Source organism: Pseudomonas sp. Pseusp10 (genome assembly GCF_059492225.1).
In genome coordinates, this window is record NZ_CP168528.1 from 4,189,635 (window position 1) to 4,205,146 (window position 15,512).

General features: G+C 59.6%; 13 protein-coding genes. 5 read left to right on the forward strand and 8 right to left on the reverse strand.

The window, feature by feature from the left end:
* Positions 1-127: 127 nt before the first annotated feature.
* Genes ACEN8Z_RS18810 through ACEN8Z_RS18820 form a run of 3 tightly spaced genes read left to right on the forward strand, consistent with a single transcriptional unit; the run spans position 128 to position 5,603 of the window.
* Complete coding sequence (locus tag ACEN8Z_RS18810) at positions 128-1,372, forward strand: exonuclease SbcCD subunit D C-terminal domain-containing protein (RefSeq protein WP_495595227.1); 1,245 nt, start codon at positions 128-130, stop codon at positions 1,370-1,372.
* Positions 1,369-5,010 carry an AAA family ATPase gene (locus ACEN8Z_RS18815; RefSeq protein WP_495595228.1) on the forward strand — a complete coding sequence of 1,214 codons (3,642 nt, stop codon included), beginning with the start codon at positions 1,369-1,371 and terminating at the stop codon, positions 5,008-5,010. Before ACEN8Z_RS18810 ends, ACEN8Z_RS18815 begins: the two co-directional genes overlap by 4 nt.
* Complete coding sequence (locus ACEN8Z_RS18820; protein WP_495595229.1) at positions 5,007-5,603, forward strand: glutathione S-transferase; 597 nt, start codon at positions 5,007-5,009, stop codon at positions 5,601-5,603. Before ACEN8Z_RS18815 ends, ACEN8Z_RS18820 begins: the two co-directional genes overlap by 4 nt.
* A 132-nt stretch (positions 5,604-5,735) precedes the next feature.
* On the opposite strand, the gene ACEN8Z_RS18825 is transcribed toward ACEN8Z_RS18820, so the two are convergent.
* The 6 genes from ACEN8Z_RS18825 to ACEN8Z_RS18850 all read right to left on the reverse strand — a co-directional run bounded on the left by ACEN8Z_RS18825 (position 5,736) and on the right by ACEN8Z_RS18850 (position 8,497).
* Complete coding sequence (locus ACEN8Z_RS18825; protein ID WP_007996345.1) at positions 5,736-5,993, reverse strand: hypothetical protein; 258 nt, start codon at positions 5,991-5,993, stop codon at positions 5,736-5,738.
* The gene (locus ACEN8Z_RS18830) at positions 5,990-6,202 is read right to left on the reverse strand and encodes a hypothetical protein (RefSeq protein WP_007996347.1); all 213 of its coding nucleotides are present in this window, start codon (positions 6,200-6,202) and stop codon (positions 5,990-5,992) included. The genes ACEN8Z_RS18825 and ACEN8Z_RS18830 overlap by 4 nt, the downstream gene beginning before the upstream one ends.
* Before the next feature lie 115 nt (positions 6,203-6,317).
* Positions 6,318-6,443, reverse strand: coding sequence for a hypothetical protein (locus ACEN8Z_RS18835; protein WP_495595230.1), 126 nt, complete (start codon positions 6,441-6,443; stop codon positions 6,318-6,320).
* A gap of 217 nt (positions 6,444-6,660) precedes the next feature.
* The gene (locus ACEN8Z_RS18840) at positions 6,661-6,840 is read right to left on the reverse strand and encodes a hypothetical protein (RefSeq protein ID WP_007979950.1); all 180 of its coding nucleotides are present in this window, start codon (positions 6,838-6,840) and stop codon (positions 6,661-6,663) included.
* Between the two features lie 156 nt (positions 6,841-6,996).
* On the reverse strand, positions 6,997-8,166 hold the full coding sequence (locus tag ACEN8Z_RS18845; RefSeq protein WP_495595231.1) for a lactonase family protein: 1,170 nt from the start codon (positions 8,164-8,166) through the stop codon (positions 6,997-6,999).
* Complete coding sequence (locus ACEN8Z_RS18850; protein ID WP_495595232.1) at positions 8,159-8,497, reverse strand: DUF5629 family protein; 339 nt, start codon at positions 8,495-8,497, stop codon at positions 8,159-8,161. The genes ACEN8Z_RS18845 and ACEN8Z_RS18850 overlap by 8 nt, the downstream gene beginning before the upstream one ends.
* A 203-nt stretch (positions 8,498-8,700) precedes the next feature.
* Between ACEN8Z_RS18850 and ACEN8Z_RS18855 the strand changes: the two genes are divergently transcribed.
* Complete coding sequence (locus tag ACEN8Z_RS18855; protein WP_495595233.1) at positions 8,701-9,420, forward strand: FadR/GntR family transcriptional regulator; 720 nt, start codon at positions 8,701-8,703, stop codon at positions 9,418-9,420.
* A gap of 180 nt (positions 9,421-9,600) precedes the next feature.
* Here the strand turns inward: ACEN8Z_RS18855 and ACEN8Z_RS18860 are convergent, their stop codons facing one another.
* Complete coding sequence (locus ACEN8Z_RS18860; protein ID WP_495595234.1) at positions 9,601-11,985, reverse strand: efflux RND transporter permease subunit; 2,385 nt, start codon at positions 11,983-11,985, stop codon at positions 9,601-9,603.
* 28 nt (positions 11,986-12,013) lie between these two features.
* Complete coding sequence (locus tag ACEN8Z_RS18865) at positions 12,014-13,066, reverse strand: WD40/YVTN/BNR-like repeat-containing protein (protein WP_495595235.1); 1,053 nt, start codon at positions 13,064-13,066, stop codon at positions 12,014-12,016.
* A gap of 590 nt (positions 13,067-13,656) precedes the next feature.
* Here ACEN8Z_RS18865 and ACEN8Z_RS18870 point away from each other — a divergent pair.
* Positions 13,657-15,483, forward strand: coding sequence for a hypothetical protein (locus tag ACEN8Z_RS18870; RefSeq protein ID WP_495595236.1), 1,827 nt, complete (start codon positions 13,657-13,659; stop codon positions 15,481-15,483).
* Positions 15,484-15,512: the final 29 nt, after the last annotated feature.

The window sequence follows — 15,512 nt, forward strand, 5'->3', positions numbered from 1 at the left end:
CCTTAAGATCGGGGCTGCCACAGGTTGAGTGCCTGACCACCTCGGGAGCGTTTGCCAGTAAACTCTCCCCCCTTTCGCCGCCTTCATTTTTCACGCGGCCATTACCTATTTTGTTGCGGAGTTCGCCTTGCGCTTGTTTCACACCTCCGACTGGCACCTCGGGCAAAACCTGCACGGCCAGGATCGTGATTTCGAACATGGCTGTTTTCTTGACTGGCTGTTGCGCCAGCTGAAACTGGATCAACCGGATGTGCTGTTGATCGCCGGTGATATCTTCGACACGGTCAATCCGCCGGTCAAAGCCCAGGAACGGCTCTACGACTTCATCGTCAGCGCCCACGAGCAGCAGCCGTCGCTGACCATCGTGATGATTGCCGGCAACCACGATTCCGGCTCGCGGATCGAGCTGCCGGCCCCCTTGATGCGCCGCTTGCGCACCCATGCGCTCGGCCGCGTGCTGTGGCTCGACGACGGTCAACTGGACGCCGAACGCCTGCTGCTGCCCTTGCCGGATGCCAGTGGTAAAGTCACCGCCTGGTGCCTGGCACTGCCGTTCCTGCGGCCGGCGGAAGTCACTGGTGCACACTTGGGCGACAACTATTTGCGCGGGATCGGTCAGGTGCACGAGTGGCTGATCGACGCGGCCAACGCCAAGCGTCAGCCGGGTCAGGCACTGATCGCCATCAGCCACGCGCACATGGCCGGCGGCTCGGTGTCGGAAGACTCCGAGCGCAGCCTGATCATCGGCAATGCCGAAGCCCTGCCCGCCAGCCTGTTCGGGCCGAGCATCAGCTACGTGGCCCTCGGTCACCTGCACAAACCGCAGAAGGTCAACGGTGAGGAACGCATCCGCTACAGCGGCTCGCCGATTCCGCTGTCGTTCTCCGAGATCAGCTATCAGCACCAGATTCTCGACATCAAACTCGACGGCGAAACCCTGGTCAGCATCGAGCCGAAACTGATTCCCCGCGCGGTCAACCTGCAACGCATCGGCCCGGCACCCTTGAGCGAGATCCTGCTGCAACTGGAGGACCTGCCGAACATCGACCTGCTGGCCGACATTCAGCGCCAACCCTGGCTTGAGGTACGGGTGCGCCTCGATGAACCGCAGCCCGACCTGCGCAATCAAGTGGAAACCGCCCTGCAAGGCAAGGCCGTGCGCCTGGTGCGCATTGCCGCTGAATACGCCGGGAATGGCAGCAGTGGCGGCACGGATGAAGGCAACACACTGATCGAACTGGATCAGCTCACGCCCCAGGAACTGTTCAGCCGCGCCTGGCAGGACAACTACGGCAGCGAGGTCGACGAGCAGACCCTCAAGGACTTTGCCGAGCTATTGCAAGACGTGCAGATGGAGAGCGAACAGCCATGAAGATTCTCGCGATCCGCCTGAAAAACCTCGCCTCGCTGGCCGGGCCGTTTGAAATCGACTTTACCGCCGAACCCCTGGCCAGTGCCGGACTGTTCGCCATCACCGGCCCCACCGGCGCCGGTAAAAGTACCCTGCTCGATGCTTTGTGCCTGGCGTTGTTTGGCGCTGTACCCCGCCTGAACAACACCGGCCGCGACGCCAAGGTGCCGGATGCCGACGGCGAAATCGCTACCGGCGACCCACGGACGTTGCTACGCCGCGGCACCGGCGAAGGCTATGCCGAGGTGGATTTCGTCGGAGTCGATGGCCGCCGCTATCGCGCACGCTGGGAAGCCAATCGCGCCCGGGAAAAGGCCGGTGGCAAACTGCAAGCCAGCCGCCAGAGCCTGCGCGACATCGATCAGGATCAATTGCTGGCCAGCCAGAAAGGCGAATACAAGGCTCAGCTCGAAGCCGCGCTGGGGCTGAATTTCGAACAATTCACCCGCGCCGTGCTGTTGGCGCAAAGCGAGTTCAGTGCCTTCCTCAAGGCCGATGACAACGACCGCAGCGAACTGCTGGAAAAACTCACCGACACGGCGCTCTACACCCGCCTCGGCCGTCGGGCCTTCGACAAGACCAAGGAGGCTCGCGAGGCGCACAAGCTGCTGCAGGATCAGGCCAGCGGAGTGACACCGCTGTCGCCCGAAGCCCGTGCGGAACTGGATCAGCGCTTCAGCGAAGCGCAGCAGCAACTCAAGACCCAACAGGCGCAACTCAAACAGCTTGAACTGCAGGACACCTGGCTCAAGAACTTGCATCGCTTGCAGGACGAGCATCTGGCCGCCAGCGAACAACTGCAATCGGCACAGACCCACTGGGAAGGCTTGGCCAGTGAGCGCTTGAGGTTCACCCGTCTCGAACAGCTTGCCCCGCAACGACATCAGTTCGCCCGTAAAGCCGAAGTCGATGCACTGCTGACACCGTTGGCGGCGCAAATTGCCTTGCATACGCAGCAACATGGCGAACTCGGCGAGCGCCAGACGCAGCTTGAGCAACAGCTCAGCGCCGCCCAGATCGCCTTGAGCGCAACACAACAGCGGCAAGCCGACAGCGCGCCGTTGCTGCGTCAGGCCTTCGAAGCGCAAAGCACCCTCGCCCGCCTGGCCAAGGACGCTGCCCTCAGCGCCGAAGCCAGGCAACAGGCGGAACAGGCCTGCACTCAGGGCCTGAGCACGATTCAGACCTTGCTCGATCAGCAAGCCCGTGGCGCTGGTGACTTACAGCGCATCGCCACCGAACTGGAACAAAGCATTCATCTGGCACCGTTGAGCGATGCCTGGAATGCCTACCGCGATCGCCTGCAGCAGTTGATGTTGATCGGCAACCGGCTGAATCAGGGCCAGGCCGAACTGGCGAACCTTGAACAAAACGCCGCGAGCACCGATCTAGCGCTCACCGCGCAAAGGCAGCAACTGGAGGTACTGTTCAAGGAGGCCGGTGCCGAACCGGATGCCGTCGCCGAGCAGATCGGCATTCTGGGCAGCCTGTTGCAGGACAACCGCAAACAACTGCGCGCCGTCGAAGACCTTGTGCGCTTGTGGGCCAGTCAGCAGGAGCTGGACAAGCGCGGCGCCGAGCTGCAACAACGCCAGTTCACCGCGCAGCAGGAACGTGAACGCCTGACCCAGGACGGGGTAAAGACCAAGGCTGAACTGAGTGTTGCCGAGCAAACCCTTAACGTCACCCGCGAACTGCTGGAGCGTCAACGCCTGGCGCGCAGTGCCAGTGTCGAAGAGCTGCGCGCGCAGTTGCAGGATGACCAGCCATGCCCGGTCTGCGGCAGCAACGAGCATCCGTATCATCAGCCTGAAGCGCTGCTGCAAAGCCTCGGCCGCTTCGATGAAAGCGAACAGGCCAACGCCCAGAAGGCCGTCGACCTGCTCAAGGAAAAACTCACTGACTTGCGCGCCGAAGTTGGCGGGCTGATCGCCCAGCAAAAGGAACTGCTGCAACAGCAGGAACAACTGGCGACCCAGCAGCAAGCCCTCGCGCCAAGCCTGGACGCTCATCCGTTGGTTACCCAGCTGCTGAATCAGGATGCCGACAAACGCGACGCCTGGCTTAACCAGCAAAACAGTCAGCTCAACCAGAGCATCAGCCAGGACGAGCAACGGCAGAGCGCCCTGCTCACCCTGCAACAGGATGCCGCGCGCCTGACCCAGCAACTGCGCCATGCCGAAACCGCGCACCAGCAAGCAGCCCAGCACCTGAGCAATCAACAGCGTGAACTGGGCAACGACCGCCAGCGCCTGGACGAAGAACTCAGCGCATTCGCCAGCCTGCTGCCCGCCGAGACCCTGCAGGCGCTACGCGTCGAGCCGGCCGCGACCTTCCTGCAGCTCGACCGGCAGATCGCCGAGCGCCGGGCGCAACTCGATCAACAAAAGGAAGAATTGGTCGAACAGCAACAGCGCCAGCAAAACCTGGAGAAGGAGCAGGATCGCCAGCACAGCCGCGTGCAGCAATTGCACGCCGCCGAACAGCAGTTCACCGGGCTGGCCGAACAGCAACAGGCTAGCCAGCACACACTCGGACAACTACTCGGCGAACACACCAGCGCCGAGCATTGGCAGCAGCAACTGGAACAGGCCGTGGAACAGGCTCGCAGCGTCGAAACCAGCACCGCGCAGACGCTGCAAAGCGTCCTCACGCAGTCAGTGCAAATCGCCGCCGAGCTCAAGGCCCAGCAAGAGCGCTTGCGCGCACTGGAAGGCGAAGAGCATGAGCTCGCCGGCAAAATCGGCGACTGGCGTGCCCGCCATCCCGAACTGGATGACGGCGGCCTCGAAGACCTGCTGCGGGTTGACGACCCCCAGGTCAGTGAACTGCGCCAACGCTTGCAGCACAGCGAAAAAGCCATTGAACAGGCCCGCGTCCTGGTGCAGGAACGCGACAAGCGCCTGCTCGATCATCAAGCGCAACACAATGGCAACCTTGACGCCGGGCAATTGGCCGCCGCGCTGGCCGATCTGCAAACCCTGGCTGCCACCAGCGAGCAACACTGCGCCGAACTGCGCGCCGAGCAAGCCGAGGACCAGCGCCGACAGAACGCCAACCAGGCCCTGGCGCAGCAGATTGCCGATGCCTACAACGAGTACCAACGCTGGGCGCGCCTGAATGCATTGATCGGCTCGGCCACCGGCGACACCTTCCGCAAGATCGCCCAGGCCTACAACCTCGACCTGCTGGTGCACCACGCCAACGTGCAATTGCGCCAACTGGTGCGTCGCTATCGCCTCAAGCGCGGCGGCAGCATGCTCGGGTTGCTGGTGATGGACACCGAAATGGGCGACGAACTGCGCTCGGTGCATTCGCTGTCCGGTGGCGAGACCTTCCTGGTCTCGCTGGCACTGGCCCTCGGTTTGGCGTCGATGGCGTCGAGCACGTTGAAAATCGAGTCGCTGTTCATCGACGAAGGCTTCGGCAGCCTCGATCCGGAATCCCTGCAACTGGCCATGGACGCCCTCGACGGCCTGCAGGCCCAGGGCCGCAAGGTCGCGGTGATTTCCCATGTACAGGAAATGCATGAACGGATTCCGGTGCAGATCCAGGTCCGCCGTCAGGGCAACGGCCTGAGCACCCTGGAGGTGAAATGAACACGCTGTATTCCTTCCGCCGCTGCCCATACGCAATGCGCGCGCGCATGGCCCTGCGTTACTCGGGAGTGGCCGTGGATATCGTCGAAATCAGCCTGAAGGCCAAGCCCGCCGAAATGCTCGCACTGTCGGGCAAAGGCACGGTGCCGGTACTGAGTGCCGATGGCCGGGTGATCGACGAAAGCCTCGACATCATGCGCTGGGCCCTGGCGCAGAACGATCCGCAGGACTGGTTGCTCAAGGACGATCCTGCCGCAGCGGCGCAAATCGCCAGCCTGATCGAACAGAACGATCAGGTGTTCAAGGTGCACTTGAATCGCTACAAGTACGCCGAGCGTTATCCCGAGCAGCCGATGGAGGTTTATCGCGCCGAAGGCGAGGTGTTTTTGCAAAGGCTGGATGAGTTGCTGGAGGGACACGACTACTTGCTGGCCGACCATCCAAGCCTGGCCGATGTGGCGCTGATGCCCTTCGTGCGGCAGTTCGCCCACGTCGACCGCGAATGGTTTGCGCAGACACCGTATCGGCGGTTGCAGGATTGGTTGCAGCAGTTTCTGGCGTCGGAGTTGTTTACTTCAATCATGAAGAAATAACTGCTTTTCTGTAGGAGCGAGCTCGCTCGCGAAAAACCCACGGACGCCGCTGGATAACTGGATTTACGCGCTATCGTTGACGACCATCGCGAGCAATCGAGCATCGACCGGCCGCTCCTGCAGGTTGCGCTCTTACGCTAATACTTCACACATCCCGATCACCGAGCAATCGACCTGGAACGGCCCGAAAACCACCCCTTCAGTCCTGATAGGTGGATTGCCGGCCAGCATTCCCTGGGCCTTGGCGTTTTCGATGTTGCGAGCAATGTTGTGATTGGCTTCGATGGCCCGTGCCACCGAGCCCGCCGAGCCCTGCCCGATCCCCAGCAAGGAGGATCCGTTGGTCATCAACGCGAGGAAGGCGATGACCCAAAGTCTGTGCCCTTTCATGCGCCGGCGACTCCTGCGAGTTCAGCCAGATCAACGCTCGCGTTTTGCGCACGGTGTTCAAACTGGATGCCGGGATGAGCGACCTGGATTGGTGCTTCGAAGGTGGATTGCGACTGGGCGCAAAGGCTGACCACCAACACCATGGCAAGGTAAAGACCGATCGCCACATAGGCGCCGTGTTTGGCAGAAGTGAGAATTGCGCTGGCCATGATGTTCTCCGCAGGCATGTTTCAATGCCCACAGAATCGATCAAAAAAGCCTGGGTAACCACTCAGGGTTATCCATAGTGACCATCAACTTCGTTGATCATTAAGCCAGACTATTTCAGTCTTCAATACAATCTATCAAGCGTTCGCGGGCAGCATCCGGCTCACCCGAAACAGCTTCGGCTGCCGACAAAATGGGGGTGGAATAGAGGAAAAGAAGAACCAATGCCAGACGCGTCACCATGCTGCCGATCCTTGCCGTGAGGAGGAGTCAAAAAATCAGCGTCAATTTAAACGCATGGCCATGTGATATCAAGCGCGACATTGATGGCAAACTGATACTGTCGCAAATGCGTTATGCAGGAGCGACATCACTCTGATCGTTTTTGACACTCTGGTTTCAATACCACGGTCTTCGATCATCAGTGACTTCGCTCCTGCATAAAGGCAGGGGTGAACGTTCAGGCTTGGGTTTTGTGATCCAGCGCGGCATAGAAGTTGGCGCTCTGTTGCAGGTATTTCTGGGTGTAGCTCTGGGTGTGGGCTTTTTTGTCGCTGATTTCAACGTTGGCACTGGCTGGCAGCGCAACAGTGGCAGAAATGGCGGAAGCGGCGATGACAGAGAAGATGTTGAAGTTCATGGCGGTATTCCTCGGATTCAGTTGGCTTGCTTGCCCGGTGGGGCCGTGAAGCAAACTTAACCCTCGAGGGTTCATGCCTTGAAATGCTTTGTAGCATTACCAGATATCAGCGTCATTAATAAGAGCAGGCAGGCCCCATAAACCGGGGCCTGCGGCTTATTGACGCAGTAAAAAACCGAGGTCGCTCGGGGCGTCCATCGGCAGTTTTTGCACGGTCTTGCCCAGCAGACCGGTCCTGGCGTCGCGTTCGACGACGACAATCTGGTTGCTCTTCTGGTTGGCGATCAACAGGAATTTGCCGCTCGGATCGAGGCTGAACTCCCGCGGATGATCGCCTTCCACCGCCCGGCGTTGCAGCTCACTGAGGTGGCCGGTCGCCGGATCGATGGCAAACACCAGCAGTTGATTGGCCGTGCCACGGTTGCTGACGTAGAGGAACTTGCCGTCGGCTGAGGCATGCAACGCCGCCGCGGCCTTGTCTGAAACCGGTTGCCCGGCAGCCAGATCGACTATCTGCGTCTGCACAAGTGTGCCGTCGTGGTAATCGAACACCGCCACCTGCGCGCTCATTTCCATGGTCAGCCAGGCGTGTTTGCCATCGGCGCTGAACAGCAAGTGACGCGGCCCGCTGCCCGGCGGCAACTGCACGAATGTCGGGGTGGCCGGGGTCAACGGCAGTTCCGGGTTGGCCTTGGGGTCGAAGCGGTAGGCAAACACCTTGTCCGCCCCCAGGTCGCTGGCGAACACGTACTTGCCGTCAGGTGACGGTATCGTCGAATGCACGTGGGCCGACATCTGCCGCTCAGGATTGACCCGGCTTGCCGGGTGGCTGCTCATCTGTACCACTGGCTTGAGCTTGCCATCGGCCGCCACCGGCACCACCGCGAGGGTACCGCCGGGATCTTCGGCCACCGAGTAATTACTGACAAACAAATGGCTGCCATCGGCGCTGAGACTGGAATGGGTCGGCTCGTTGCCCAGGCTTTGCACCTGACTGATCGGGCTCAGCGCGTGGGTCTTGGGATCAATGGCGTAACTGCTGACGCGTCCGACCGGATCGGTCTGCCCCGGCCCGTTTTCATTGACCACGAACAGGTATCGTCGGTCCTTCGACAGGGTCAGCCACGACGGGTTTTCGCTTTTGATGATTTGTAGAGGTTTGGCGTTGATCTGCCCGGTAGCGCTGTCGAAAGCCAGGCGATAGATCCCCTGGCTTTGACCGGCGGTGTAGGAGCCGACGAGCAGTTGATAGTCATCTGCGGATGCGGCCTGGACGCCCATCGCTCCGATGCTGCCGGCCATCAACAGTGGCCACAGATTACGCATCGTCCTGGTCATCATCTTCGTTGTCGCCGCTGACGACATCGCCCAGGCACACCAGACGGTGTTCACCCGAATCACCAGTGATCAACCAGCTTTGCAGCGAATTATCGAAGGTCGCGGCCTGGATCTGCGCCGGGGTGAACTCCCAGTGTTTGGCCGCACGGCCATCCATGCATTCGATATGCAGGTTGTCATCGAGATCGAGGGCGAATTCGAAGGCATGCAGCCCGTCGATTTCCACCATTCCGCAGTGTTCGAGGGCATTGAGCAAGGTATCGGTAGGGGCAGTCATGGCAATCAGTCTTTGAATGAGAAAGACGCAATGATAGCTCATGCACCACATCCCCTGTGGGAGCGAGCTCGCTCGCGATAGCGGCTTTACCGCCAGCATCTTCGTTGACTGACACGCCCCCATCGCGAGCAAGCTCGCTCCCACATCTTGACCCCATCACTTCCAGAATTTCGCGCCAGCGACCTTCATCCGCCGTGCCTGCTATCATGCGCGACACCTCATCGCACAGGTCCGCGCCGCGCCCCATGGATTACCGCAAACCCTCCGACCGCAAAAGCATGCACTCGCGCATCGTCCAGGAGCTGGGCATGCAGATCGTCTCGGGACGTTTTCTACCGGACGACAAACTGCCCGCCGAAGCGCTGTTGTGCGGAGAATATGCGGTCAGCCGGCCGGTGCTGCGCGAAGCCACCCGAGTATTGGTTGCCAAGGGCCTGGTGTATTCCCGCCCGCGAGTCGGGACTGTGGTCAAGCCACGCAAGGACTGGCACATGCTCGATCCGGACGTGCTGCACTGGCTGATGCAGAGCAGTCCGCAGAACCGGTTTTTCGACCTGCTGACCAGTGTGCGCAGCATCATCGAACCCGCCGCTGCCGCCCTCGCCGCGCAATTCGCCACCGAGGCGGACATCGCGTCCATCGGTGAAGCCTACCAACGCATGGAAGCCGCGCCGACACCGGAGGCGCTGTTGCAGCCGGACCTGGACTTCCACAGTCGCATCGCCGACGCCACGCACAACGACTTGCTGGCCAACCTGTGCAACATGCTCTCGGTGGCCATTGCCGAAGCCTTGAAGCATTCGAACCAGCGACCGAACCCGCATGAACTGGCGCTGCCCCTGCACAAGGCAATACTGACCGCCATCGAAAACCGCGATGCCCTCGGCGCACGGCATGCGGCCCTGGTGCAACTCGATGATGCCCGCAACGCGTTGAATGTGGTGTTGGGCAACGATCCTGCCTGATCACCGTCCCCTTGTAGGAGCGAGCTTGCTCGCGATAAACCGGAGAGCACCACGGGGCACCTGCCAACCCGCGTTTTCGTTGACGACCATCGCGAGCAAGCTCGCTCCTACAGGGACTGGTGCGAATTTGAGATAAAAAAAGCCGCAACCAAGGTTGCGGCTTTTTCACTTCTGCATGAGTCAGTGAGCGAACAGCGAGTTGCCCTTCTGCCCCGCCAGTTTCTCCGGCTTGATCAGGAACCGCGCCAGTGCCGGCAACAGCCACAGCGCACCGAACATGTTCCACAGCAGCATGAAGGTCAGCATCAGACCCATGTCGGCCTGGAACTTGATGGCCGAGAAGATCCAGGTGCACACACCGATGGCCAGGCACAGACCGGTGAACAGCACGGCCTTACCGGTGGACTTCAGCGTCTGGTAGTACGCCTCTTGAAGGGGCAAGCCGGCACGCAGGAAGCTTTCCAGGCGGCTGTAGATGTAGATGCCGTAGTCCACGCCAATCCCCACCCCGAGCGCCACGACCGGCAGGGTCGCCACTTTCACGCCGATGCCCATGAAGGCCATCAGGGCGTTGCCGAGTACCGAGGTCAGCACCAGAGGCAGCACGATGCACAAGGTCGCCGCCCACGAACGGAAGGTGATCATGCACATGACCGCAACGCAGATGTACACCAGGACCAGGATGGTCAGCTCGGACTTCTTGATCACCTCGTTGGTGGCCGCCTCGATCCCGGCGTTACCGGCAGCCAGGATGAACTCCAGGCCTTCCTTGTTGTTTTCCTTGGCGAACACCTGCACTGCATGCACCGCACGATCCAGGGTCTCGGCCTTGTGATCGTTGAGGAACACCAGCACCGGCGCCAGGGAGCAGCTGTTGTTGTACAGGCCGTCGGCGCGGGCGATGGAGTTGTTCAGCACATCAGGGTTACGCGACAGGGTTTCCCATTTCAGGTTGCCTTCGTTCATGCCCTTGATCATTTGCTTGGACACGGTCACCAGGGAAATTGCCGACTGCACGCCCTCGGTGTTCTGCATCTTCCACATCAGCTCGTCGATCGGCGCCATGGCTTCGTAGCGCGAGCAGCCTTCGGACTTGGTCTTGACCATCACCACCAGCACATCGGAACTGGTCGAGTAGTTGTTGATGATGAAGTTGTTGTCCTTGTTGTAGCGCGAGTCCGGACGCAGTTCCGGAGCACCCTGGTCGAGGTCGCCGATCTTCAGGTTCTGGCTGTACCAGAGGCCGCCACCGAAGGCGATCAGCGCCAGCAGAATGGAAACCGGTGCGACTTTGGCGCTGGCGAAATTCGCCAGCAGGCGCCAGAACGGATGTTCGCGGGTTGCGTCTTTCTTGCTACGGGCCACGGCACGCTTGCTGATGCCGACATAGGAAATCGCCACCGGCAACAGGATCAGGTTGGTGAACACGATCACTGCCACACCGATGGACGCGCCAATGGCCAGCTCGCGGATCACGCCGATATCGATGATCAGCAGCGTGATGAAACCCACGGCATCGGCGAGGATTGCGATCATCCCCGGCAGGAACAATTGACGGAAAGTACGGCGCGCCGCCGTCAGGGCGTTGTCCGCTTCACTGGATTGCAGGGCAATACCGTTGATCTTCTGCACGCCGTGGGAAATACCGATGGCGAAGATCAGGAACGGCACCAGCATCGAATAGGGGTCGAGCCCGAAGCCGAAGAAGTGCATCAACCCCAGTTGCCAGACCACCGCCACCAGCGTCGTGCTCAACACGGCGACGGTACTGCGCAGGCAGTTGGTGAACCACAGCAAGAGGATCAGGGTGATGACGAAGGCGATGCCGAAGAACATCACCACCATCACCAGGCCATCGATCAGGTCACCGACTTTCTTGGCGAAACCGACGATGTGGATCTTCACGTTGGGGTTCTGGGCTTCGAACTTGGTGCGGATCTTGTCTTCAAGCTCGTGGGAGAACTTGCGATAGTCCAGCGCCAGCAGCTTGCCCTGGTCCTGCGGGTCCGGGTAGGACTCCAGCAACGGAATGTCGACGATGCTCGACTTGAAGTCGTTGGACACCAACCGCCCGACCTGACCGGACTTGAGCACGTTGTTGCGCAGCAAATCGAGGCTGGCCTGGGAGCCGTTGTAACTTTGCGGAATCACTTCACCGCCGGCGAAGCCCTCTTCCGTCACTTCGGTCCAGCGTACGCTCGGGCTCCACAGCGACTTGAGGCCGGAACGGTCGACACCGGAGATGTAGAACACTTCGTCGTTGATCTGACGCAGGGTCTCCATGTACTCCTTGGAGAAGATGTCGCCATCGGTGGCTTCCACCGAGATCCGCACCGTGTTGCCCAGGTTCGCCAGATCGTTGCGGTGCTCCATCATCTTCTGGATGAAGGGATGCTCCAGCGGGATCATTTTTTCGAAGCTGGTGGACGGACGGATCAGCGTCGCCTGCCAGAACAGGAAAATACTGACCAGCAGGCAGATCGTAATCACTGCCGGGCGGTTGTTGAAGATCAGGCGCTCGAGGAACGTCGCCTTGTCCTGGTGATGAGTACTCAAGGAAGTCATAGCTCCGCCTTCTTATTATTAACCCGGCTCATTTGCCCGACTCGGTGCCGTTTGGCGAGGTGACGCGAACGCCGCCCTGCCCGGCCAGAACCAGATTGCCATTGCCTGCCGCAGTCACCGCCGAGACCGAAATACGGTCCGCACGATTGACCACCTTGAAGGTTTCGCCATTGTCGCTGCTGCGAATCACCGAACCGCCGTTGCCGACGATCACGATGGAACCATCGTCGAGCAGCGTGCCGCCGGACAGCCCGAACTCCAGAGCGCCGCGTTCAGCCTTGAGCTCGACCTGCTCCCAGGTGCTGCCGAAATCCGTGGAGCGGTAAAGGTTACCGCGCAGACCGTAGGCCAGCAGCGTATTGGGCTGCGCCGTGCCGATCACGCCAAACAGCGAGCCTTCGTACGGACCTTCGAGCTTCTCCCAGGTCTGGCCCCAATCGGCGGAGCGAAACATGCTGCCCTGCTCGCCGACGATGAACAGCCCGGCGTCCTTGACCGCGGCAATCGCGTTCAGGTGGTACTGGTCTTCGTTGTCCAGGCGGTCGCTGGCGTCTTCCCAATGCTTGCCACCGTCAGTGGTTTCCATCAGCGAGCCGTAAGCGCCCACGGCAAAGCCGCTGTCGACGTCCTTGAACCAGACATCGAGCAGCGGCGATTCGCGTTTCAGATCTTCGAATTGCTTGGTCCAGGTAACGCCGCCGTCCTCGCTGGCGAGGATCTGCGCGTCGTGGCCGACGGCCCAGCCGTGCTTGTCATCGACAAAGAACACCGACGTCAGCAATGCCCGGGTCGGAACCTTGGCCTGGGTCCAGGTGGCGCCCTGGTCATCGGAATACAGGATGTGCCCACGATCCCCGACCGCCACCAGGCGCTTGCCGGCATGGACGACATCGAGCATCAGGCTTTTGGCAGCCTTGGCGGATTCAATGGAATAAACAACGTCGGATGCTGGCGCCGCCGCGGCCAGCGCAGGCGCCGACAGCATGGCAGAGCCCAACAGCGAGAGCGCTGTGGCCAGCAACGCGAATTTGCGTAGTGCCGGCGGGCGGCAGATACCCACACCCATGACAGGCTCACTCATAAACCTTCCCCCATTATTATTGTTAGGTCATTCAACCTTTCTGGGCGCCTCAAGGGTGCGTGTCTGGACCGGCTGTTTCAGAGCATAGTCCTGAAACCCGCAATCCAGAGCCCCTTCGGAAGCTGGCTTATCCTATCGGTGTTTTTTAATGTCTGACAATCGACGCCACGTTATCTTTTGTTAACCGAGGGGGGATGCGGCCCGGGTGAATGGTCGGGTATTGCGCAGGGTGATCGAGTTGTCCATGGACGGTCTATGCCGGTGTTTGGCTGATTCATGCAGTCCCGCGAATGGTATCGATGAGCGTTTTTTGTCAGAAACCGACTTGCCACTCCCCTATGGTGGTGCGCATTGACTCCCCATGGACGGCAATAAATGATTCCATCCGCAAGCGCCCCCTCATCCAGCCGCCCTCAGACAAATAACAGCACAATAGAGCCCACACCCATTGCACAAGCGGTGAAACTCGTTTGCCAGGGACAAGAGGAATTAGTGCCACTCGCGCAATCAGCAAAAAAAAGCCGGGGGATGATTCATCTGCGGCGAGACCGAATCCATCCGGGGGTGGCCGCAAGAACAGAGTCGTCGCTATGCGAGAGCAAAACCAGCAGCGCTTCGCAGGGCTATTGAAAAATGTCGAGGAGTTCCTGGGGCAACAGGAACGGATGAAAAAGCGCGTTGATATCACGCACGACGTAATGCTGAGCAAACAAAACTATCCGTCATGCTCTGAACAGGAACGGGCGAAGTACAGGCAACGTTATGTCGTCGAACTGGACACTCAAAGCACAAGCTATGTCACGCTGCTGGACGTGGCCGAGGAATTGATTGGCTTGAGTGCTGATCCTTACTTTGCTGAAATGCGGTGCAACCTGCTGGTAAATCTGGTCAACAATGCTCGCGCGAAAATCGACATAGCGGACCTGGATCTCGAAGCCGCTAAATGCAAGTACACCCATTCCAATAGTAATGCGGAGCAGCTCGCTATAGCCCTGCAAACCGAAGGTACTGTCGTAGTGGATGGTTTTTTGGAATACATGGGCAAGAGCTGCGAAATCTACGAAACGGTGCTCGAGCTCCAAACGGAGGTGGGGAGCCGGCTTCTCCAACTCCAAGGGATGTCGCGCAAGGGGGCCGAGGCCTTGGAGCGATTGACCAGCAACAGGCCCGAAAATGAAGCTAGCGTGCTGAGTACCAAGGTCTGCCAACTGGTCACCTTGCGCTTCCTCAGCGCCAAGGAGCCTTGCAGCGACACGTCAGCAGCACTGCAAGACGTTATGGAGCCTCTGCTGTTGGTGTCCACGTCCCATATTGAGCTTCAAGCCTCAAAGCACTATAAAAGCGACGATCGTATTGCCGTACTGGATAACCTAGTCAAACACTACGACACAGCAATGGTCGGGCTCACCAGTATTGACATCTTAAGATCCGATGAATTGCAGCCGGACCGGTTCGCCCGTCTGTGTGAAATCGTTGGACAATTGCGCGACGATGCCGAGCGCCGTCTGACTGATGAACAGAAGAACCAGGCGGATGCTGAAACGCCCTCTCCGACATCGAAAGCGGAACCTCCCGCCGCATCGTCCTCCAGCAAGCGGGTCATCAAAACTGTCAAAGGCGCAATGATCGGTGAGATCCGGCCGCAAGCTGCGAAACAGGGCGCAGTCATTGTCGACATCAATAGCCCTTTCGAAGACCGGCCACTAGCCTCCTTCCGCAAACATGAGTCGAATGCCTGGGTAGAAGTCGTCGAAGCGAAAAAAAACGCACCGAAAGCGCGAGTTACTCCCTACCCGCAACTCAAGGGCGATGCTCGAAAAACGTTGGCAAAAATCGATGAACTGATGCAGAAATTCGAGGACTACGCACGAGGGACGAGCCATCCAAAGGGAATTGAAGAGAGCTTGCAGAACACGGCACGGAATCTGATCGACTATGCGGACCGCCTGGAAAACCATGAAAACGCACCGTCAAACTCGCCGATGGATGCCGACCTCATCAAATACCTACGGGTCAAGGCGCAAACAATCAACGACAAGGCAACGCAGCTGCGCATCCAAATGTCCCTGGCCCAAGCCCCTACCAGCGAAGCCGTAGAGTATTTGTTGAGTCGCAACGAAATTCATCTGCAAATAGTCGGCGAGCGCAAACGATTGAAAACCGGACGCCAGGACTTTTTGCAGGAATACGTCCTGTTGAACCGTAACAATCGGCCCTTGTGGTATGCACACTTTCATTACAAAGCATCAAATGATGCCAAGGACAATTACACCGCTGCCAGCCTGAAAACCAAAGAGCAGCGCTACGAAACCAATGCCACGGTACTGGCCAAGGCACAAAACCCTCACCAGAAAATCGACATCTATCGCGGCCACATCGACAAGGAACTGGCCACGAAGTTTTTCTCGCTGCCGTAACCTGCGCGCCGCGCAGTGACTGGCACTGC

Bases quoted from the DNA above. Each gene is read 5' to 3' on its own strand.
- ACEN8Z_RS18870 (WP_495595236.1), top strand. From the start codon at position 13,657: ATGCGAGAGCAAAACCAGCAGCGCTTCGCAGGGCTATTGAAAAATGTC.
- ACEN8Z_RS18845 (WP_495595231.1), bottom strand. From the start codon at position 8,166: ATGCGTAATCTGTGGCCACTGTTGATGGCCGGCAGCATCGGAGCGATG.
- ACEN8Z_RS18825 (WP_007996345.1), bottom strand. From the start codon at position 5,993: ATGAAAGGGCACAGACTTTGGGTCATCGCCTTCCTCGCGTTGATGACC.
- ACEN8Z_RS18820 (WP_495595229.1), top strand. From the start codon at position 5,007: ATGAACACGCTGTATTCCTTCCGCCGCTGCCCATACGCAATGCGCGCG.
- ACEN8Z_RS18830 (WP_007996347.1), bottom strand. From the start codon at position 6,202: ATGGCCAGCGCAATTCTCACTTCTGCCAAACACGGCGCCTATGTGGCG.
- ACEN8Z_RS18860 (WP_495595234.1), bottom strand. From the start codon at position 11,985: ATGACTTCCTTGAGTACTCATCACCAGGACAAGGCGACGTTCCTCGAG.
- ACEN8Z_RS18865 (WP_495595235.1), bottom strand. From the start codon at position 13,066: ATGAGTGAGCCTGTCATGGGTGTGGGTATCTGCCGCCCGCCGGCACTA.
- ACEN8Z_RS18840 (WP_007979950.1), bottom strand. From the start codon at position 6,840: ATGAACTTCAACATCTTCTCTGTCATCGCCGCTTCCGCCATTTCTGCC.
- ACEN8Z_RS18815 (WP_495595228.1), top strand. From the start codon at position 1,369: ATGAAGATTCTCGCGATCCGCCTGAAAAACCTCGCCTCGCTGGCCGGG.
- ACEN8Z_RS18850 (WP_495595232.1), bottom strand. From the start codon at position 8,497: ATGAGCTATCATTGCGTCTTTCTCATTCAAAGACTGATTGCCATGACT.
- ACEN8Z_RS18855 (WP_495595233.1), top strand. From the start codon at position 8,701: ATGGATTACCGCAAACCCTCCGACCGCAAAAGCATGCACTCGCGCATC.
- ACEN8Z_RS18835 (WP_495595230.1), bottom strand. From the start codon at position 6,443: ATGGTGACGCGTCTGGCATTGGTTCTTCTTTTCCTCTATTCCACCCCC.